17 protein-coding genes and 1 tRNA gene are annotated in these 20,812 nt (G+C 58.0%); 4 read left to right on the top strand and 14 right to left on the bottom strand.

The features are described 5' to 3' along the window. Positions 1-22: 22 nt before the first annotated feature. Positions 23-2,572, top strand: coding sequence for a ligase-associated DNA damage response DEXH box helicase (locus H9S92_RS15885; RefSeq protein ID WP_290283107.1), 2,550 nt, complete (start codon positions 23-25; stop codon positions 2,570-2,572). Positions 2,573-2,622: 50 nt separating this feature from the next. Here H9S92_RS15885 and H9S92_RS15880 read toward each other — a convergent pair whose 3' ends face one another. Continuing rightward, complete coding sequence (locus H9S92_RS15880) at positions 2,623-3,174, bottom strand: hypothetical protein (RefSeq protein ID WP_187467677.1); 552 nt, start codon at positions 3,172-3,174, stop codon at positions 2,623-2,625. 213 nt (positions 3,175-3,387) lie between these two features. On the opposite strand from H9S92_RS15880, the gene pyrH reads away from it, so the two are divergent. Both pyrH and hemB read left to right on the top strand, forming a co-directional pair. Next, positions 3,388-4,104: a UMP kinase gene (gene pyrH / locus H9S92_RS15875; protein ID WP_187467676.1), complete on the top strand. Its 717-nt coding sequence runs from the start codon at positions 3,388-3,390 to the stop codon at positions 4,102-4,104. Between the two features lie 216 nt (positions 4,105-4,320). Next, positions 4,321-5,307 carry a porphobilinogen synthase gene (gene hemB, locus H9S92_RS15870; protein ID WP_187467675.1) on the top strand — a complete coding sequence of 329 codons (987 nt, stop codon included), beginning with the start codon at positions 4,321-4,323 and terminating at the stop codon, positions 5,305-5,307. Positions 5,308-5,335: 28 nt separating this feature from the next. Here the strand turns inward: hemB and H9S92_RS15865 are convergent, their stop codons facing one another. The 9 genes from H9S92_RS15865 to H9S92_RS15825 form a co-directional block, all read right to left on the bottom strand. Further along, positions 5,336-6,298: a DUF6807 domain-containing protein gene (locus H9S92_RS15865; protein ID WP_187467674.1), complete on the bottom strand. Its 963-nt coding sequence runs from the start codon at positions 6,296-6,298 to the stop codon at positions 5,336-5,338. A gap of 66 nt (positions 6,299-6,364) precedes the next feature. After that, a complete protein-coding gene (locus H9S92_RS15860; RefSeq protein ID WP_187467673.1) occupies positions 6,365-7,135 on the bottom strand; it encodes a LytR/AlgR family response regulator transcription factor in 771 nt (256 codons plus the stop codon). 748 nt (positions 7,136-7,883) lie between these two features. Then, positions 7,884-8,477, bottom strand: a complete 594-nt coding sequence (gene hisH, locus H9S92_RS15855) for an imidazole glycerol phosphate synthase subunit HisH (protein WP_187467672.1) — start codon at positions 8,475-8,477, stop codon at positions 7,884-7,886. Between the two features lie 16 nt (positions 8,478-8,493). Further along, positions 8,494-9,708, bottom strand: a complete 1,215-nt coding sequence (gene hisB, locus H9S92_RS15850) for a bifunctional histidinol-phosphatase/imidazoleglycerol-phosphate dehydratase HisB (protein WP_187467671.1) — start codon at positions 9,706-9,708, stop codon at positions 8,494-8,496. A gap of 103 nt (positions 9,709-9,811) precedes the next feature. Beyond that, on the bottom strand, positions 9,812-10,873 hold the full coding sequence (hisC, locus tag H9S92_RS15845; protein WP_187467670.1) for a histidinol-phosphate transaminase: 1,062 nt from the start codon (positions 10,871-10,873) through the stop codon (positions 9,812-9,814). A gap of 103 nt (positions 10,874-10,976) precedes the next feature. Continuing rightward, positions 10,977-11,258, bottom strand: a complete 282-nt coding sequence (locus H9S92_RS15840; protein WP_187467669.1) for a hypothetical protein — start codon at positions 11,256-11,258, stop codon at positions 10,977-10,979. Between the two features lie 81 nt (positions 11,259-11,339). Continuing rightward, a complete protein-coding gene (gene hisD, locus H9S92_RS15835) occupies positions 11,340-12,623 on the bottom strand; it encodes a histidinol dehydrogenase (protein WP_187467668.1) in 1,284 nt (427 codons plus the stop codon). Positions 12,624-12,638: 15 nt separating this feature from the next. After that, positions 12,639-13,502 carry an ATP phosphoribosyltransferase gene (gene hisG, locus H9S92_RS15830; RefSeq protein ID WP_187467667.1) on the bottom strand — a complete coding sequence of 288 codons (864 nt, stop codon included), beginning with the start codon at positions 13,500-13,502 and terminating at the stop codon, positions 12,639-12,641. Between the two features lie 414 nt (positions 13,503-13,916). Next, a tRNA-Phe gene (locus H9S92_RS15825) sits at positions 13,917-13,989 on the bottom strand. A gap of 290 nt (positions 13,990-14,279) precedes the next feature. Between H9S92_RS15825 and H9S92_RS15820 the strand changes: the two genes are divergently transcribed. Beyond that, positions 14,280-15,098, top strand: a complete 819-nt coding sequence (locus H9S92_RS15820) for a hypothetical protein (protein ID WP_187467666.1) — start codon at positions 14,280-14,282, stop codon at positions 15,096-15,098. Between the two features lie 13 nt (positions 15,099-15,111). On the opposite strand, the gene H9S92_RS15815 is transcribed toward H9S92_RS15820, so the two are convergent. From H9S92_RS15815 to H9S92_RS15800, 4 genes are all read right to left on the bottom strand, one after another. Further along, positions 15,112-16,203, bottom strand: a complete 1,092-nt coding sequence (locus tag H9S92_RS15815) for a Fic family protein (RefSeq protein WP_187467665.1) — start codon at positions 16,201-16,203, stop codon at positions 15,112-15,114. Between the two features lie 336 nt (positions 16,204-16,539). Further along, positions 16,540-18,021: a M48 family metalloprotease gene (locus H9S92_RS15810; protein ID WP_187467664.1), complete on the bottom strand. Its 1,482-nt coding sequence runs from the start codon at positions 18,019-18,021 to the stop codon at positions 16,540-16,542. A 247-nt stretch (positions 18,022-18,268) separates the two neighbouring features. Further along, on the bottom strand, positions 18,269-19,477 hold the full coding sequence (locus H9S92_RS15805; RefSeq protein WP_187467663.1) for a serine hydrolase: 1,209 nt from the start codon (positions 19,475-19,477) through the stop codon (positions 18,269-18,271). A gap of 562 nt (positions 19,478-20,039) precedes the next feature. Beyond that, a partial coding sequence (locus tag H9S92_RS15800; protein WP_187464848.1) for a transposase occupies positions 20,040-20,812 on the bottom strand: 773 nt, incomplete at its 5' end.

The following is a 20,812-nucleotide window of genomic DNA, read 5'->3' as shown; positions in this document are numbered from 1 at the left end:
CCAGACTGCCGTTCGGTTCATTGTGCCCGAATCGCCTGCCTTTTCTCCATTGCTCCTCCCCGGTATTGAATGGTTCCGCCGCCAGGGCTGGCAGCCGTTTCCGTTCCAAATTGCTGCCTGGGAAGCTTATCTGGCGGGCAGAAGTGGCCTCGTCAACGCCCCCACGGGTAGCGGTAAGACCTATTCCTTGCTCCTGCCCATTCTGTTGGAACATTTGGGCGCGGCCGCAGGTGCTCCCCCCCAACCCCCCAAAGGGGGGAGTAGGTTGGCCCCCCAACCCCCAAAGGGGGAGGAGCAAGGCTCCCCCACCCCCCGAAGGGGGAGCAGCAAAGCTGGGCTGCAAGCCATCTGGGTGACCCCCATCCGGGCCCTCACCCGCGAGATCCAGCAGGCCGCCCAGCGCGCCATCGATGACCTGGGCATCCCCTGGACGGTAGGCATTCGCTCCGGCGATACCTCCACCAGCGAACGCGGCAAACAACGCAAAAAGCCCCCCGAAATCCTCATCACCACGCCCGAGAGCCTGCACTTGCTGCTGGCCTCCCCGGGCCATGCGGAGTTCTTTGCCAGCCTGCGGGTTTTGGTGGCCGATGAGTGGCACGAACTGCTGGGCACCAAACGCGGTGTCTTGCTGGAGCTGGCCTTGAGCCGCCTGCGTGCCCTGCGTGGCCCAGATTTTCGCTCCTGGGGCATCTCCGCCACCATCGGCAACCTGGAAGAGGCCCTGGACGTGCTGGTCGGCACGGCCCCGGCTGGCCCCCGGCCCGTCATCATTCGCGCCGATACCCGGAAGACCATTCGCCTGGAAAGCGTACTGCCCGAGAAAATCGAAACCTTCCCCTGGGCGGGGCACCTGGGGATCAAGATGCTCAGCCAGGTCCTTCCCCTGCTGCATGCTCCCGGCCCTACCCTTGTTTTTACCAATACCCGCAGCCAGTGCGAAATCTGGTACCAGCGCTTGTTGGAGGCCGACCCCGACCTGGCCGGCGTCCTGGCCATGCACCACGGCAGCTTGAGCCGGGAGCTTCGCGACTGGGTAGAAGACGCCCTCCACGAAGGCAGCCTCAAGGCCGTCGTCTGCACGGCCAGCCTCGATCTGGGGGTCGACTTCCGGCCCGTAGAAACGGTAATCCAAATCGGCAGCCCCAAGGGCGTCGCCCGCTTTTTACAACGTGCCGGCCGCTCGGGACACCAGCCCGGGGCAACGTCCGTCATCCATTTCGTCCCTACCCACAGCCTCGAATTGCTGGAAGCCTCGGCCCTGCGGCAGTGCGTGGCCACGGGGCAGGTGGAGGCGCGTATGCCTTATCTGCGCTGTTTCGATGTCCTGATTCAGTACCTGGTCACGCTGGCCGTCGGGGATGGCTTTCGGCCCGCCGATGTGCTCGCCGAGATCCGTCAGACCTTCTGCTTTGCGACGGTGACCGACGCCGAATTTGCCTGGTGCCTGGATTTCATCACTACGGGGGGCAACAGCCTGGGGGCCTACGACGAATACCACAAGGTTGTGGTGGAAGATGGCCTTTACCGCGTCACCAACAAGCGGATCGCCATGATGCACCGCATGAGCATCGGGGCCATCGTCAGCGGAACGGCGCTCTTGCTAAAGTACATCAGCGGTGGCCTCATCGGGACAATCGATGAATACTTTATCTCCAGCCTGAAAACGGGGGATACTTTCTGGTTTGCGGGCCGCTCCCTCAAGTTGGTCAAGGTAAAAGGGACGGAAGCGCTCGTCCGGAAAAGCAATGCGAAGAAGGGGAAAGTCCCCACGTGGCACGGCGGGCAGATGCAGCTCAGCAGTCAGCTTTCCGGTGCCTTGCGGGAGGCGCTTGACCACCTCAAGCACGAGAACTACCGCGATGCGGAATTGGCCAGGCTGGCACCCCTGCGCGCCATCCAGGCCAGCCGCTCGGCCGTTCCCGGGGCGGATGAGTTGCTCATCGAGTACTTCCAGGACCGGGAGGGCTACCACCTGCTGATGTACCCCTGTGAAGGCCGGGGCATCCACGAGGGACTGGCCAGTTTGGTGGCCTACCGCATTGCGCAGTTTGCCGCCCTTACTTTCACCATTGCCAGCAACGACTACGGCTTTGAGCTGCTCAGCGACCAGCCCATCCCCATCGAAGAGGCCCTTGGCTCCGGCCTTTTTGATACCCACGGACTGGGGGCAGATCTCCAGGCCAGTATCAATGCCACCGAGATGGCCAGCCGCCGCTTCCGGGAGATTGCCGCCATCGCCGGACTCATCTTCCAGGGCTACCCCGGGCAGGCCAAAAAGGAAAAACACCTTCAGAGCAGCAGCAAGCTCTTTTTTGATGTCTTTACCGATTACGAGCCCGATAACCTGCTTCTCGCCCAGGCTTACGATGAGATCATGACCTTCCAGCTCCAGGAAGCCCGCCTGCGGGAGGCCCTGGAGCGGATCAATGGCCAAACGATCCTCTTTACGACGCCGGCCAAGGCTACCCCCTTCAGCTTCGCCCTCATCGTCGATCGCCTGCGCGAGCGGATCAGCAGCGAAAAGCTGGAAGATCGCATCAAACGGATGCGCCTGGCGCTGGTGAAGTAAAGGGGGAGACAAATTTAAATCCTCCCTCGGGGAGGAACCCTGAAAGCTACTTAATCCAAATCCCCCACCGCCGTGGCCGACCATTCCAGGCGGGCCTCCAGCGTACGGCTGGTGGTGATGCCGGGGGTGATGATCAGTTCCACCCGAACGGTTTCGCTGCCCAGGAAAAGCTCGCGGAAATTGCGCAGGCCTGGGCTGAGATTAACCACGTCTTGCCGGCGGCGAAATAAGTCGTCTACGCTGAACAACAGGTCAAATTGGTCGCAGCCTCCCGCTTGGCCTACGGGGCACACCCGCAGCTCCATCCGTTCAATTTCCCCGAAATCGTCGTTGGTCAGCGAAGTGACGCGGGCCCGGAGTCCGCCCACCAGGTCGATGTCACCCGCCGCAACGCCCGTTCGCAGCATTTCATCGACGAAGCCGGTGGGGACGCGGTTCTGGGCAATCACCAGGGTCTGGAAACTGGGCTGGCCGGCGGGGATCACAAAGTCCGTCACGGGGTAAATGACTTCAAAGAGCCGCGTGCCAGCCGGGTTGCGCTGGCAGGTCGTACAAAAGGCCAGGACGGCAAAAGCGACGAAGAGGGAGGAAAGGATACGCAAGGCAGTGAATTTGATCTCGAAGGGTTTAACTATAACGCTGCTGCGCCGGACTGGCGTATCTGCTTAAAGCAGGAGACAGATCCTTGACGGGGAGAAACTGGCCGCAGAAAGTTGGAACACGGGGAAGCAGTGTGGCGCAGTTTTGCCGCCGGTCATCGGGCCAATGCCTACCTTTGGGCCGTTCCTGAAAAACAAACGTCAAATCCCTTCCCAATGTCCCTGAAATACCGTCGAGTGATGCTCAAGCTGAGTGGTGAAACCCTGATGGGGAACCAGCAGTACGGCATCGACCCCCAAATGCTGGTTTACTATACGCAACAAATCCGGGGATTGGTAGACATGGGGGTGGAAGTAGCCGTGGTCATTGGCGGTGGCAACATCTTCCGGGGGCTTTCGGCCGCTGAGTCGGGCGTAGAGCGCACCCAGGGAGATTACATGGGGATGCTGGCCACGGTCATCAACGGCATGGCCCTGCAGAGCATGATGGAGACCCACGGCGTATTCACCCGCCTGATTTCGGCCATTGAGATGCAGCAAATTGCCGAACCCTACATTCGCCGCCGCGCCGTACGCCACCTGGAAAAAGGCCGGGTCGTGATCTTCAGCGCCGGTACGGGCAACCCCTACTTCACCACCGATACTGCTGCCGCCCTGCGCGCGAACGAAATCAAAGCCGACGTTCTCCTGAAGGGCACCCGCGTCGATGGCATCTACACGGCCGACCCCGAAAAGGACCCCACCGCCACGAAGTACGAAAAACTCTCCTTCAAGGAAGCCATGATCAAAGGCCTCCGCATCCTCGATCAGGCCGCCTTTGCCCTCTGCGACGACAACAACCTCCCGGTCATCGTCTTCGACATCAACAACCCGGACAACCTCAAAAAAATCATTTACGGTGAGGCCGTCGGCACGCTCGTAACGAACGGGTAGTCCACCCGTCTATTTTTTCGGTCAGCCGAAGGCACCCGCTGGGTGCAACCGTAGGGATGTACGGGCGTTGGGTTTAGCCTACAGGAGCGAAGCCAAAAGGCCTACCCAGTTCCCCCGGAGACCGTTCAAGTAAGTATGTTTACTGAACTACTGAACTACGAACTACTGAACTACTGAACTACCCCAGCTCCCACCTACCAACCACGCCTCTTGCCTATGCTTTCCCGCCCCCGCCGCAACCGCCAATCTTCCGCCATCCGTGCCCTCGTCCGGGAAAGGGAACTGACGCCCGGCCATCTCGTGCAGCCCATCTTTTTGTTGCCCGATCCCCACGCCCGCCTGCCCGTCGTCAGCCTGCCAGGCACCTTTCGCCTGGGGATTGAAGAGGTCGTGCAGGAGGTCGCCGGGTGCCTGGCCCTCGGCATCCGGAGCTTCATCATGTTCCCCGCCGTACCCGAACAGCACAAGGATAAGACGGGCAGCTACGCCACCAGTCCCGACAATTTTTATCTCCACGCCGCCACCCGCCTGAAAACGGAGTTCCCCGAAATTTGCCTCATCTCCGACGTGGCCCTCGACCCCTACAGCACCGACGGGCACGACGGGCTGGTACTGAACGGCAGGATTGACAACGACCAAACCCTCCCCCTCATCGGTGCCATGGCCGTCGCCCAGGCCCGGGCGGGTTTTGACGTCATCGGCCCCAGCGAAATGATGGACGGCCGCGTGGCCTCCATCCGCCGGGCCCTCGACGCCGAAGGCTTTACCGATACGGCCATCATGAGCTACACGGCCAAGTACGCCAGCGCTTTCTACGGCCCCTTCCGCGATGCCCTCGATTCCGCCCCCCGCCAACTCGAAGGGGTGCCGACCGACAAAAAGACCTACCAGATGGACCCCGCCAACCGGCGCGAAGCCCTCCGCGAAGCCGCCCTCGACGCCGCCGAGGGAGCCGACTACCTGATGGTAAAACCCGCCATCAATTACCTCGACATCATCCGCGAGCTGCACGACGCCCACACGCTGCCCATCGCCGCCTACCACGTCTCCGGCGAATGCGCCATGCTGCTGGCTGCCGCCGAACGGGGCTGGCTGGACTACCGTCGCGCAGCCAGCGAAGCCCTCCTATCCATCCGCCGCGCCGGTGCCAGCGTCATCATCAGCTACTTCGCCAAAGATTTTGCCGGCTGGTACCATGAGTGAGCAGTAAGGCACCAGTCCCCCAACTCCATCAATCTCCCAAGGATTTTTCCCAGCGCAGGGCATCAATTTGCGCCGGCTGGGGCGCGCCATCAAAAACGAGCACGCGGTACCGGCTTTCGTAGGTTTGGCCAGGGGCCAGTGCAAAGCCTTCTTCCACCACGGGCGAAACGGAAAAGTAGGGCATCTCGGGATGAACGCGCACCGCTACGGGCCAACGAAAATTTTCGGGATGAGGAATGACCACCAGCCCCGCAGGGCCATCCGGTAATGGGCCGTACATGGCCGTCCACTCCGGCCGCGTGTGGTTGGCCGAATCCCGGGTGGCTCCGGTGCTGGTAAGAAATTCCGCCGGATCGGTATAAAAAGCACTGTCTGCCGCATTCCAGTAGCGGCTGCCCCTGGCCCCAAAGCCCCCGTACAGATGCTTGTTGAGGAAAAGGGTGTCTGCCGTAACGTTGCGTTGCACACTGCGGATGTCCCACACAAAAACGTCGCTCCGGTCGTGGACCCGCACCGTCAGGTCTTCTTCCAGGATGACCCCGAAGGCGTGGCTGCGGTGAACCAGGGCCGCAGTAAAGCCGACGTAGCCCGCCGTATCCAGTAGGTCTTCGACCGACTGGTGCACGACGGTAGCCAGCTCCTTTTGGGTGTTCCAGAAATCGACGAAACTATCGCGGAAGGTCGTGTGCGTCCAGGCGGTAAAGATGCCGTGCTGGTGTTCGTGGCCGACGGGGAAGTCATCGGTCACCACTGCGCCAGCAGGGCTCCACACCGGGTGCAAAAAGCCGCTGCGGGTGTAGTGCCCGGGCAGCCCTGCGGGGAGTTGGGGCGTCAGCCAGTAGTTGAGGACGGGCCGATCTCCGTGGTAAATCCGCAGGTAATCCCGCTGTTGTTCCAGGCGGAGATTGCTGGCTTCGCTGGTGGCAGTTTCGGGGGCGCGGCCGCAGGATGCCAGGAGGAGGATCAGGAGCAGGGGAAGAGGGGAGTTCATAGTTCAGTGGTTCATAGTCTGGTAGTTCAGTAGCTGCTACGAAACTATGGACTATTGAACTAATGACTAAACCAAACGGTGGTTTTCCTTGATGCTCGCCTCCAGCTCCTGCCGCTTTGCCTTGGAAATGGGCAGCGTCCGCTCGTCTTCCATTACCAGTGATCCGCCCTCGGAGCGGTCGATTTTTTTGACGTAGAAGAGATTGACCAGTGCCGTAGGATGGATCCGGGAAAAAGCGTAATCGGCCAGCAATGTTTCGTAGTGCTTCAGGTTTTTGGAGACCATGATCGGCTCCCTCCCTACGCAAAAGAAGTGGGTATAGCTGCCATCCGCCAGGCAGTACATGATGTCCTTAACGGGCACCAATTCGTAGCCACTCGAAGTAGAAAGCGCGATTTTGTGCTGGTTGCGGTTGAAGGTCCGGACGTGCGATAACATTTCCCCCATAGAGGCGTGGATGAATTTGCCTTCAATCTTCACCTTGGCACTGTTTACGGCCCGGATAAACTTATTGACGTCAATGGGCTTGAGTAAATAATCCACTGCCATGTACTCAAACGCCTGAAGGGCATATTGATCGTGGGCCGTCACGAAAATAATTTCAAAAGAGATGGCTTCCAGTTGTGAAAGCAGGGTGAAGGCAGTTTCATCTCCCAGTTGGATATCCAGGAATACCAACTGCGGTTGCAGATTCCTGATCAACTCGTCGGCCTCCCCGACGCTGCTCCCCACGCCCAGGAGTTTAATCTCCGGGCAATGCTTCTGGAGTAAGGTGATCAGGATATCTTGTTCGCTTTTTTCGTCTTCTATTACAATTGCGTTGAATTTTGGTGTCATCAGTCCAGGTGGTTTTCTTCGGTTAATTGATGTAGGCAATTGCCATGCAAAACATTGAGACAGGCGGAGGGCATTTAAGGAGGTTTGCCGCCCACCACCAGGGTGTTTAAACACCAACAGATTCTTTTAAGTGACATCATTCCTCGTTTGGGCAACGGGGGCGCGGGGCTAAGGCCGTATTTGCTCCCGTGGCGGGGTGATCAGATGATTTTGGTGGATTCCGGCGGAGGCGAACACCGGACTTTTCCCGTGCTCCCCTAACTATCCGGACTAAGACCGCACTTCAATGAAAAAGTCACACCAGGCACACCCCCGTTTGGCACTTTTTTTTTCTACGACCCCAAAAAATGGGGATTCAGAACTTTTGAACGGCTTTCCGGTCGCACAGGCGACAAAAGTGGAGCCGCCCTCCATCCTCCCCCCGACCTCTGCGAAGGAAAGCTTACGGTTTTCCGTCCGTGAAATGAAACTAAGGCTGGGTGAATTAGGATGAAACCTACACCGCCCAGGCAGCATCTTTGCATAAAGAATAGCCACCTAGCCTATTGCCTGTCCTTACTTTACGATGAATTTGAATTTTTGAAAATCCTTAAAACGCATATTGTTGGCACTTAGCCCCCCCTCTGCTTTTAGTATTACTATGAACAATTTTTTGAGAGACGCTTAACCGCGTTTTAGTGGTTGTTACCTTTTTAGGTCTCAACCACTACTCAATTGTAAATACCACCGTTAACATTTTTCCTTTCCGCTACTGAGCGGCCAGAAAGTCCCGCAAAATACGTTCCCCCACCAGCGCCGATTTTTCGGGGTGGAATTGCGCAGCGTAAAAATTATCTTTCCGTAGCATTGCGGCGTAGGTAATGCCGCAGTATTCCGTAGTCGCTACCGTGTGCGGCCCGGGCTCCACGTAGTAGCTGTGGACGTAGTAGCAATACTGTTCGTTGACGGCGTCGCTTACCCAGTCGTTTTCTGGCGTGAGCCGGATATTGTTCCAGCCCATGTGCGGCACTTTGTCTCCGTTGTTGGGGCGGAAGCGTTTCACTTTCTCAGGGAATACGCCAATGCAGGGGACGTCCCCTTCTTCGCTGTGGCTACACAGCAGTTGCATCCCTACGCAGATGCCAAAGACGGGTTGCTCCAGGTTGCGGATCAGCATCGTCAGGCCCGTTGCATTGAGGTGGGCCATGGTGGAGGCCGCAGCGCCCACCCCGGGGAAGATGACTTTTTCGGCCGACCGGATCACGTCGTGGTCGCTCGTCAAGATGTGCTCCACCCCGATGCGTTCGAGGGCGTAGAGGACGGAGCGGATGTTGCCCGCGTTGTAGTTGATGACCGCAATCATGGATGTGGGTTTTGGGTTAGAGCATTCCTTTGGTGGAAGGCAGGCGCATGTTGTCTACGTCGCGGCGCTTGGCCATTTTGATGGATTTGGCCAGTGCTTTGAACGTCGCCTCAATCATGTGGTGTTCGTTTTGGCCACTTACTTTGATGGCCAGGTTGCAGCGGGCACCGTCGGTGAAGGACTTAAAAAAGTGGTGAAACATTTCGGTGGGCACGTCGCCGATTTTTTCGCGGCGGAAGTTGGCGTCCCAAACAAGCCAGGGGCGGCCGCCGAAGTCGAGGCGCACGTCCACCGTTGCCTCGTCCATCACCAGGTTGAAGCCGTAGCGTTCGATGCCGAGTTTGTCGCCGAGGGCCTGGGCAAAAGCCTCCCCCAGGGCAATGGCCGTATCCTCAATGGTGTGGTGCTCGTCGATGTGGAGATCGCCCTGGACGGCCACGCTCAGGTCGCAGCCGGAGTGGCGGCCGAGCTGGTCGAGCATATGGTCGAAGAAGCCCAGGCCGGTGTGGATGTTTGTCTTCCCCGTCCCGTCGAGGTCCAGGTCAATGCGAATGTCCGTTTCGTTGGTTTTGCGGTGGATGGTGGCAGTGCGGGAGGCGAGGCGGAGGTGGTGGTAGATGTCTGCCCATTCGGTGGTGCGTAGGGCGATGGTGGTTTTTAGTTGCTCTGCGGGATTGGGGGCTTGGGGGGCATTGGGGGCATTGGGAGACAGGGCATGCCCTGTCTGTACGGGCTCTTCGGAGGCAATTTTTTCATTGATTAGCTCCTCGGCGCCGAGCTCAGGGTCGGTGTCGATCCAGATGGCTTTGGTGCCGAGGTTTTTGGCCAGCTGGATGTCCGTGAGCCGGTCACCGATGACGTAGCTGTTGGCCAGGTCGTAGTCTCCGTTCAGGTAGTGTTCCAGGAGCTTGGTGCCGGGTTTGCGGGTGGGTTGCTGGTCGGCGGCGAAGGTACGGTCAATGATCTGCTCGGCGAAGGTGATGCCCTCGGCCTCCAGGGCGCGGAGCATCGCGTTGTGGGTGGGCCAGAAGCTGGCCTCGGGGTAGCTCGCGGTGCCCAGCCCGTCCTGGTTGGTCACCAGCACCAGGGTATAGTCCAGCTCCCGCACGATGCGGCCCAGCCAGCGGAAAACGCCGGGGAAGAAGTTGAGCTTATCGATGTGGTCCACCTGGTAGTCGGCCGGTTCCAGAATGAGGGTGCCGTCGCGGTCGAGGAAGAGAATTTTTTTCATGGCGGGGAGGAAACTGAGGCTGCGTTTTGCGGCAATTGGGCGCGGTCGCAGGCGATAGTCCCGAAGAATTTCGGGTTGCAAATAGGGGAGAAGGAAGCGGGGATCAGTCGTTGAGCAAGCGCAGGCATTCCAACAAGCGATCATTCTCCTCCCGCAACCCCGCCGTGATCCGCAAACAGTTCTCCGCGTTGGGCAAGTAGCTCTGGTTGCGCACCACAATGCCGTGGTCCAGCAGGTGCCGGTACGCCCGCTCCGCATCCCGGAAACGGACGAGCAGGAAGTTGGTCACGGAAGGGAAGATGTACTCCACGCAGTCCAGGCGGGGCAGCTCCGCCTCCAGCCGCTGCCGTTCCTGGATGAGGATGGCCACCTTTTCCTGCATTGCCGCCGGGTTGCGCAGGGCTTCCAGGGCGATGTTTTGGGTCAGGACGTTGATGTTGTAGGGCATCTTGATGGTGTTGAGCAGCCCGATGATGAACGGCGAAGCAAAGGCCGCCCCCAGGCGAATGCCCGCCATCCCCCAGCCCTTGCTCAGCGTCTGGGTGATGATCAGGTTGGGGAATTCCGCCAGCCGGGGCAGGAAGCTCAGCTCCGGCACGAAGTCGATGTAAGCCTCGTCCAGCACCACGGTACCGGGGAAGGTCCGGATCAGATCTTCCAGCACTTCCGCGTCCATGGCGTTCCCACTCGGGTTGTTGGGGCTGCAGAGCCAGAGGATTTTGCTGCGCTCGTCCCAACTGGTCTTCAGTTCTTCGACCGGGATGCGAAAGTCTGCCGTCAAGGTCGTCGCCCGGAAGTCCGCACCAGCGATGCCGGCGGCCACTTTGTACATCCCGAAGGTGGGTGGCAGGGCGTGTACCGCATCGTCTCCGCCGCAGAAAATGCGCGTAATCTGGTCGACCAACTCATCCGAGCCGTTGCCGAAGACGATCTGCTCCGGGTTGAAATTTTTCAGTTGGCCCAAAGCCCGCCGCAACTCGGTGGATAACGGATCGGGGTAGCGGTTGCGGCCGGTGGACCAGGGACTTTCGTTGGCGTCCAACAGCACTTCGGCCACGCCTTTGAATTCAGAACGGGCGCTGGAATAGGCCTTGAGGGTTAGTAGGTGGGGGAGGACTAGAGATTGGATGTTTTCGGCCGTCCACTGCACGGAAGTAATGGTCATTGTCTTAAAATTATCGGGCTATCAAAGCGTTCAGGCACGCAAAGCTACTCTTCTTCGATGGTCTGGATGATCATTCCTGGATCGGTCTTCAGATAGCTTTTGGCTAATCAGCAAGAACTTTTTCCAGGTTATTTTGCACCACCTCAAGTGGAATTTCGGGCTCTTCACCCGCATCAATCCGGTCATTGATAAGCTCTATCTCCTGAATAATCTCATCCCGGTCGAGTCTGTTTCCTTCTGGATCGTAGTCTTCAGGATAAGAATCTTTGTCCTTAGCCTGCGCAGCGAGGTAAGTATCGAGCATCCGCTGAACGGCCAGCAGCATGGCTTCGTCAACCTTTTCAAGGTTTTCGATGATCGAATCTTTGACTTCTACTCTGCTCATATCAGTAGCTGTTTTCTAGCTGTTAAGATAACGGTTTTTACGCGTGGAAAGATGATGCTCCGGAGTACGGGGCCATAAGCATTACAAATCCGACAGGCGCAGCGTCACCGCCCGCGCGTGGCCCCGGAGGGCTTCGGCCTCGGCCATAGTAACAACGGCGGGGCCCACTTGGCGCAGGCCTTCTACGGTCAGCTCCTGGAAAGTGATTTTTTTGACGAAAGAGTCGAGGCTGACCCCGGAGTAGTTGCGGGCGTAGCCGTAGGTCGGCAGGGTGTGGTTGGTGCCCGAGGCGTAGTCTCCCACACTCTCCGGCGTATGGTAGCCGAGGAAGATGGAGCCAGCATTGGAGATGCCGGCTGCGAAATCGCGTGCGTCGGCCCGGCACAGGATGAGGTGTTCGGGGGCGTAGGCGTTGATGAAGTCGAGCTGGTCTTGGCGCCCGGGGAGCACCAGGATGAGGGAGTTGGCGATGGCGGCGGCGGCCATTTCCCGGCGGGGTAAATCCTCCAATTGCCGCAGCACTTCGCTTTTGATGGCCTCGCCCTGCTCCAGACTTGCTACGACGAGCACGACCTGGCTATCGTCTCCGTGTTCGGCCTGGGCGAGGAGGTCGGCGGCTACCCAGGCGGGCTTTGCACCTGCGTCCGCGCCCACCAGCACCTCACTCGGTCCGGCGGGCATATCGATGGCCAGGCCTTCGAGCTGGGCCAGCTGCTTGGCGACGGTAACGTAGGCGTTGCCGGGACCGAAAATTTTGTAAACCGCCGGCACCGTCTCCGTGCCGTAGGCCATGGCCGCGATGGCCTGGGCGCCGCCGACGCGGAAGATTTTGGTCACCCCACACAAGCCCGCCGCGTAGAGCACCGCCGGGTGGATGTCCCCCAGCGTCCGGTTGGGCGGCGAGCAAAGCACGACTTCGCCGCAGCCCGCAATCTGGGCCGGTACGGCCAGCATCAGCACGGTACTGAACAAGGGGGCCGTGCCGCCGGGGATGTAAAGGCCCACGCGGTCGATGCCCCGGCTCTCGCGCCAGCAGGTCACGCCCGGCATGGTCTCTACCTCGCTGGCTTGCTCGCGCTGCGCCAGGTGGAAGCGCTCGATGTTGGCCTTGGCCAATTGGATGGCGGCCCGCAGTTCAGGCGTGAGTTGCTCCGCCGCCGCCGCAATGGTCGCGTCCGAAACGCGCAGTTCTTCCAGTTTCAGGCCGTCGAAGCGGCTGGTCAGTTCCAGCAGCGCCGCGTCCCCGCGCGCTTTTACGTAATCCATGATGCCGCCGACCGCCCCGCGCAGGGTGCTGAGGTCTTTGGCGGGGCGCTGCACGAGCGTGGGCCATTCCTGGCGCGGTGGGTTGGGGTAAATGGTCATTTTGGGGGTAGGCTTTTAGAGGATCATTTTATCGATGGGGACAATAAGGATGCCTTCGGCACCGGCGGCGCGCAGGGTATCGATGATGTCCCAGAAACGGTCTTCGGCGATGACGGTGTGGACGCTGCTCCAGCCCTCCTCGGCGAGCGGCAGCACGGTGGGCGAGCGCATACCGGGCAGCAGTCGGGTAACGTCGGGCAGCTTGGCGGTAGGCACGTTCATCAGCAGGTATTTTTTGTTGCGGGCCTCCAGGACGGCTTTGACGCGGAAAAGGAGCTGATCGAGAATGGCCCGGCGCCCGGCGTCCATGCGGGGACTGGCGGCAATGACGGCCTCGGAGCGGAGCACCACCTCCTGCTCCTCCAGGCCATTTTTGAAGAGCGTGGAACCGGAAGAGACGAGGTCGCAGATCGCGTCGGCCAAACCGATGTTGGGGGCAATTTCCACGGAGCCGGAGATTTCGTGGATTTCGGCCTCGATGGCGTTGGCGGCCAGGTAAGCCCTGAGGCTATTGGGGTAGCTGGTGGCAATGCGCTTGCCCTGCAAGGTGGCCAGGCCAGCGTAAGGCATCCCCTTGGGCGTAGCCACGCTCAGACGGCACTTGCTGAAACCGAGCTGCTGCACGATGTCTACCTGCTTACCCTTCTCGATGATGGTGTTTTCGCCCAGGATGCCGATGTCGGCCACGCCATCCTGGATGTACTGCGGGATGTCGCTGTTGCGGAGGTAAAGCACCTCGACGGGAAAATTTCGGGCAGGGGCCTTCAGCTGGTCGCGGCCATTGTCGATTTTGATGCCGCATTCCCGGAGCAACTCGATGGATTCATCGAGGAGGCGGCCTGATTTCTGCACGGCGATGCGGAGGGGTTGGGTAGACATAAAGAGGTAAGAATTTTGGGGAGAAAGAGTTTGTCCGCCGCCGGGCCAAATGAAAAAAGGCCCGTTGGCAGCTTGCCGACGGACCTTGAGGGGTAATTTTTCAGGACGCTCCTTGCCTTTCACTGGTATTACCGCTCGCCGCGTGGGCAAGACAACATAGCCAGATGATGGTGCAGGGAGTGAAACATGAGGGAGTGATAAGGTCTAACGAAAAACGGAAACCGGCCCAGCCAGCTTCCGTTCTCTTTAGACTTGTTCTGCTGGTCATGAACGAGCGAGAGCGTGCAGAATTTTACACTGGACAAGGCAAAAAACGTAGGCGATGCCTTAGCATCGGCGAGGCTTTTTAACGCCGTACAGTGTAAAATTTGCCGCTTGCAGCCGTTTGAGGACCAGCAAGACAAGTCTACTGGGTGGTGTGGGGCGGAATCGAACCGCCGACACATGGATTTTCAGTCCATTGCTCTACCAACTGAGCTACCGCACCGTTTATTTACCGCTGTTTGCGGCTTCGTCCACCAGGCGTTCCTGGTAAAGCGACGCAAAGTTAAGTCCAGTTCCACGACTTCACCAAGCGTTTCGCGTTTTTTGTTCTTGGGGTGGTTTTGCTGCGCCGTTTTTCCAGCTGGGCGCGGCCGCAGGTGCTCCCCCCCGACCCCCCGAAGGGGGGAGTTGGTTGGCCCCCCAACCCCCAAAGGGGGAGAGCAGGGAAAAAGCACCCCCCAGCCCTCACAACGTACACCGCCCATAAATCGTTACCCCCAAAAGCAAAACCTCTTGAATCCCGTTCAAGCCACCTACCTCTCCAGCGCCTGTCTGATTCTGTTGGGCCTCATTTTGTCTTGGACCACCGGCGAGGTGCACTCCGCCCTCATCATCATCCCCCTGCTCGTGGTCGCCGGCGTGTACAGCCTTTCCCCCCAGATCATGTGGTGGTTCTGGCAGCGCCATCCACCGGATTTGCCGACGGACCTGGCACCGCTCTTGCAGCGTTTCGACCTCTACCGCCGGCTCGACCTGGCGGGCAAGCGGGAGTTCCGCCGCCGCACCTTCCTGCTCCGCGAAGCCACCCACGTCCACGGCCAGGCCATCGAGGAAATTCCGCCGGATATCCCCATCATGGTCGCCGCCTCCGCCGCAACCATCGGTTTTCACCGCCGAGAATTCCTCCTGGAAGGGTTTAACACCGTCGTCTTTTACCGCCATTATTTCCCCTCCCCCGTTCACGACGTCCTGCACTGCAGCGAGATGCACTCCGACGACGGAGCCATCATCTGGACGCTCAACGTTTTCCTCCGCTCCTGCATCGAGCCCAAAAAATACCTGCACCTCGGCCTTTACGAGTACGCCCGGGTACTTTTTTACCTCGACCGTGGGCTAGCCAGCCGCATGGAAAGCCTGGCCTTGGATTACCCCCAGGTGGAACGGCTTACGGGCTTCAGCGAAGCCAAGCTGAAAGAATTCATCGGCCTGGATCCCCTGGACCTGCCCGCCATCACCCTCGTGCTCTTCCACACCCACCGCGAGGAAATGAGCGCCTTGGAACCCGCCACCCTGTCTGGTATTGAGGCGGAGCTTACTGCGATTTATATCTGAGGCCCACCATGCCTTACCGATTGACGATTTTGAGAAGGGCGTGGAATTTGTAAAGGCTTGGCGTTCGGCCACTTCCCTGTTTAATTACATTTATGATCTGTTCCCTTAAGAGTTGGTCGATTATCCTGTTGGCGGTCCGACGTGGAATACCCGAGTCACTAAAAAAAGCTTGGTTGCTGAATATTGGATGTTCAAAAAGGTAATCTAGTGTAGGAATCGAATACTGGCTATTCGTTACTCGGACTATTTCGTGCTTCATTTTTTCGTACAGGCCGAGGGTCTCTGAGGCTTGTTTAGTACTCTTTTCCGCCTGTTCAATGACTCCGACTAAAAAAAATCTTATCCAGCCCTTCCAATCATTATCTTGGGTAATGGCTTTCAGTGCACGATAGTAATCCCTGCGGTTGCTCTCGAGATAGTCACTCATGTAGAAATAGGGGGTGTGAATCACCTCTTTGTGATATAAAAACAAGGGGATCAAAATACGGCCTATTCTGCCGTTACCATCAAGGAATGGGTGAATGATCTCGAACTGAGCATGGACTACTGCCAACTGGATCATAATGTCAATATCCTCCTCATGGAGGTACTTTTCCCAATTGTACAAAGCATCGAGCATATCACTGGTGGCGGGTGGCACGTACGTGGCATTTTCCAGGGTACAATTAGGTGGGCCGATCCAATTCTGGATACGGCGAAATTCTCCTCGGGCACTATTATGACCTCGCACACCATTCATCAATGTATGGTGTATGGAACGGACCAAATTTAACGTTAGAGGCAGCTTCAACATGTCTTCACGCGCCTGGCCCAGTGCGCTCCGATAGTTTATTACCTCCTCTAAATCAGCAGCCTGCCCGTCCGGGATTTTCATCTTGGCATCATAGCTGGCTACGTCTTGGTAAGTAGCGACCGTCCCTTCAATTCGAGACGACAGTACAGCTTCTTGCGTCCTAAGCGGGCTAAGTAGGAGCTCTGGATTAATCATAGCGTGCAATAACCCGTCGTAGCGAGCCACGGCACGGTTGGCGGGGCCGACAAGGTCTTTATAATCGTTTAGATCGAGGGTACGGAGCGGCAGTAACGAAGGTTTGAAGGGATCCATAGCGCTAATCTATGACACGAAAGCCTATTAAAGGGCAAAAATGGGTCAAAAAGACAGGCAAAGGAGCTTTCGTGTCAAGAAACACTCCTTTGCTTGCCAATCTGTCAAGGAAGCGCTAACCTCTTTCCGTAGGCTGTCTAATTAGCTAGGCCAAAGCCATAGCGGGTTTTCGCCCCCGGGATCATTGGCTGGAGAGAACCAACTTAGACAAGCCCTTAGCGCAACTCGGTGGCCTTAATGCCTTAGTGGTGAAAAACCCGCGCAGCGGAAAAAACGGAGTTCCCTGGAGGTAGTACGGGTCCATCCCAATTAATTAGAAAGCCTCGCTCTTTACGCCTAGCGCAAACTACCCCCCGTCAGGGTCTTGAACATCAAGCCAGCGGGCAGGGTCTGCGTAAGCTCCATACCGTTGAGGATGGCCACCTCATTGAGGCGGTCTTGGGGAAGACCACTGGCCAGGAGGGCCTGCTGGAGCGTTTGCCCACCTTTACTGGTGACAATCTTGATCTGCTCGGCCTGGCGGTTGAGCTTGCTGGCGTCGGTGAGCTTAGCAAAGCTGCTGAGGGTGTATTCGATGTCGCGCTGGTAGCGGCTGAAGTCGGGGGCCAGGGCCATACCGAGCAGCATGTAGGTGTTGCCGCCGTAGGAGATGAAGCTGGCCAGTACGCGGATGGTTTGCGATTGGCTGCCGTCCTGGGATTGCTGCACAACGTCGCCCAAGACCGTCGCGGCGGGCAGTCCGTTGATGGCCTGGTTGCTGACTTGCGCGCCCTGCACCTTGGCTTCCTGGATGAACGACTGGGCCGCCGCGTTTTGGTCGGTCCCCTGGGCGAGACGCATTTGCATCACCGATTTTTGATCGGGGGAAACCATCTGCACCTGCGAGGGAGAATTGAGCAATTGCCACTGCCCGGGAATCTTGAACTGGAAGCGCAGTTCGGGGTGGTAGAAAGAGCCCGCCTCGACGAAGCCCTGCTTGGGGTCTTCGCCGTAGATCATGCCGTCGATCATTTGCAGGTAGCTGTTGCGGCCAACTTCCAGGTTGGTGGTGCCGAGGTTGGCCTGGGCCTGCTGGGCGAGTTGGCGGACGGTGACTTCGCGGTTATCGGGGTCGGGGTGGGTGCTCAGGAAGGTAGGGACGCGGTTTTCCGCACCACCACTCAGGCGGCTCAGGGTGGTGAAAAAGCCCGCCATTTCCTTGGCGTCGTAGCCGATTTTGGTGCTGTAAATCACGCCGAGTTGATCCGACTGGCTCTCGGCGTCGCGGCCAAACTTAAGGAACAAGAGTTGCATGCCCTGCATCAGGCCTTCGCCCTGGCTGGCCAGCTCGGGGCTCAGAACCATACCGCCGATGAGGCCGATCTGGGCCAGGGTTTGCCGACTTTGCTGCTGCACCGTGTGGCGGGCCGTAACGTGGCCGATCTCGTGGCCCAGTACGCCCGCAAACTGCGCCTCGTTGTTGAAGTGGGCCATGATGCCCCGCGTGAAGTACACGAAGCCCCCCGGCACGGCAAAGGCATTGACTACGGGCGAATCCACCAGCTTGAAACTCCAGGGCAACTGCGGCCGCTCGGAAATGGCCGCCATCGCCTGCCCCTTCTGAGAAAGGAACTGCTGCAGTTTGGGGTTGACGTAAAGGCCCATCTCGGCTATCACCTGGGGGTCGTAAGACTGGCCCATCTGGATTTCCTGTTGCTCGGAAATGAACGACACCTGGCGTTTGCCGGTGACGGGGTTAACGGCGCAAGTTTGCAGGCCGACGCTCAGGGACAGCAACAAGACCAGAACGCTTAGTTTGTGAAAGGTGAATCTTTGCATAGTAGTTGGTTTTTTTCTCGCATTCCAAGATAAAAGCGCGGGGGGAGCCGGCAGATCAATTACTGCCGTCCCAGCAAGCATTCAAAGGCAAATGCAGTGCCAAATGTTTGTCTTTGGCCACCGGAAGGTAGCGCTACGGAAACGATTTCCGCAAACGCAGTCGTACCCGCCCACCGTCAAGGTTTTCCTAATAAACGCCCCGGGGCGCTTCGTCTCCCCAAAAAGCGGGTTCAGCCAGGCATTCCCGCTACCGCCGTTTTTTCCGTTCGTAGTCGAGCACGGCCCGGCCCAGCTCCCCGAAAAAGGGCAGTCCCTTCGTTGCGTATTCGTAGACGCCGTCGTTAAAAATGCCGTTGTCGTTGACGTAGATGGTGCCCACCAGGATAAATTCGGCGCCCGTTTCGGCGTCGACGATGTAGGCGGCGTCGGTCAGGTAGCCGTAGGCCCAGCCGACTTTATTGTAGATCCGCAGGCGCTTGGGGATGGCCGTCTCCTCGGGCTGGTCGCCGTAGATCCAGAACTTGACGTAGTTATCGGGCTTATCGTAGGCGGGTGTGGTGCTCTCGCGGGGGCGCTGGCCCATGGCCAGGCGCAGCAGGGCGTAGTCCGCCGAATCCAGCTGAAAACGTTGGTGGGCGGGCACGGCCTCGGGCAAGACGGCGCGCAGGAGGATATCGTGGAGGTTGCGCACGGAGAGGTAGTTTTTGGCGCTGAAGTCAAAGGGTTCCTGCACCAGGTCTCCCGCGTTGTTCGTGTAGCCGCGGCCGCGGAACTGCCCCTTGATCTGGGGCAGCGGGTCGAAATAGCGGTCGTGGCGCTCCCCCACCTGAAAAAGGGTTTCGTAGCCATTGGCGAAGCGCACGGGGTTGAGCCAGGCGTGGGTTTCGGTATCGAAGCCGCTCACGCCCACGCGGTGTTGCAGTCGCCCGCCGCTGATGCCCGCCCGGTGCAGGGCCTGGTTGAGGTAGGTGGGGCCCAGCCATTCAAACAGGCGGTTGTAGGCGTCGTTATCGCTCACCAGAAAAATCTTGCGGATGTAGTGCTCCACCGTGGGCAGGCCCGTGGGGCTGCTCGGGTCAGCGTAAGCTGGTGTTTGGGGCGCGGACGCAGGTGCGGTGCTCGTTCCGTGGAAGAGCGGGGTTTGGTAGCCCAGTCCCGTCGCCCCCAGCTCCCGCAGCCGCTGCAAAGCCAAAACCGCCACGGGCAGCTTGACGGAGCTGGCGGGATAAAAATACTGGCTCGTATCCCGCGCCCCCCAGCGGTGGGTTTTCAGGCGGACGCTCCCTTCCGCCCCCCGCTCAATCTCCGAATACAGCACCTGGATTTCGAACTTGTCGGGGTCAGCGGCCCATTCCCCGAAGGTGCCGCGGTTGGCGGCGATGAGGTCTTGCAGTACGTTTTGTCCGGCCAGCGTGCTTAGGCAGAGGGATGCGAAGAGGAGGAGGGTGGTTTTCATGGGGGGGAAGATAGGGGGTGGGGGTGTTTTTTTTAAAGGGAGTTGTATTTTTGGAGGAGAAAGGGATATCTTGGCGGGGCGTAGTTATCGGAAGGTAAGTCATCTTGGCTTTCGCGACTTTTTCGCCGCCCCTTACTTGAACGCGGTATTGGCGGACGCTACACCTAGGGGCTGCTTGGCAACAAGAACGTCAAGATTGCTTGCTTTACAGCACTGTATAAGACTCAGCAATTGCTACAGTATCGTCAGCCCCAAGATGAGGTTCTGGGAAGCGAAAAGCGCAAGGGGTGTTGTGGGTGGAAGGTAGTTAACCACAATTTTGAAGGATGAAGATATTTTTATTTATACTTTTAATTCCCTGTTGTTTATTACTTAAAGGCCAAACTGTTAGCAGCAATGGAAGAACTATTACATATTTCGGAAAAGGATTAATTGACGAAAATCACCTAATCACTTTTGAACTTGACGAAATAACCAGACCTTACTACAAAGATGATTGCTTTGTTGGACAAGAAAGACAATTCATTGGCAGGTACTATTATGACAATGGTCCGCTGCGATTTCAAGCTGCTCTAGCGGCGTAGTTCCTGACCTCCGCCAGTACCTCTTGACTTTTTGGCAGGTTCGGGTCAATCCCACACCTGCTGAAAATGCGTAAAGCCAAGCGCTCATTGGTATAGGCAGTTGTAATATCAGCCATGGAAAATGCTCCGCGTTCAAGGTCGGGAACCGCTAAGTGGTGGGCAGCTTTAGCCAAATTAACTACCGTTAGCGCGCAGTTGACGTGGAAGTCGATCTTAAGCCAATCACGCCCTTGCCCCTCTTCTAAACCGCTGAACTGCTTGCCATCGCGGAAAATGAATTCTTGTTGGTAACGACAGCGGTAAGCATGGACAATTTGTTCGGCTGGCTGATCAACATCGGTGCTCATGTATACCTTCACAGACTTGATTTTGTTTTTTTCGTCAAGTTGGTGTATAACCACGATACGGATTTTTAATCCTGCTACTTTTAGTTGAACCACGCCCGTCCAAGCAACGGTTTGAGGTGAACTCAGCGCTTCCACTCGACTAAATACGGCAGGATCAAGGTTAAATAAGTTGACAAAGCCAGCATATTCCTTAGGCCGCCCTTTTGACTTTTGTGGTCCGCTGTAGTAGTAGCGCAGACTGACGTTTTTACGCAAGCGGGAGACTACATGAAAACCTGCATTGACAACGCGTTGGATGAATGGATTTCGGGAAAAGTACGCATCGACTACCACGTATTTACTGATCTGGAGCAGTTCGTCAGCCCGTTGCTCAAGGATTTCGGCATAATAATCCAGCAAAGATT

The sequence above is a fragment of the Neolewinella lacunae genome (assembly GCF_014349155.1).
Taxonomy (GTDB): Bacteria; Bacteroidota; Bacteroidia; order Chitinophagales; family Saprospiraceae; genus Neolewinella; species Neolewinella lacunae.
The sequence above is the reverse complement of the archived record's forward strand: the minus strand, read 5'-3'. Positions and strand labels throughout refer to the sequence as shown.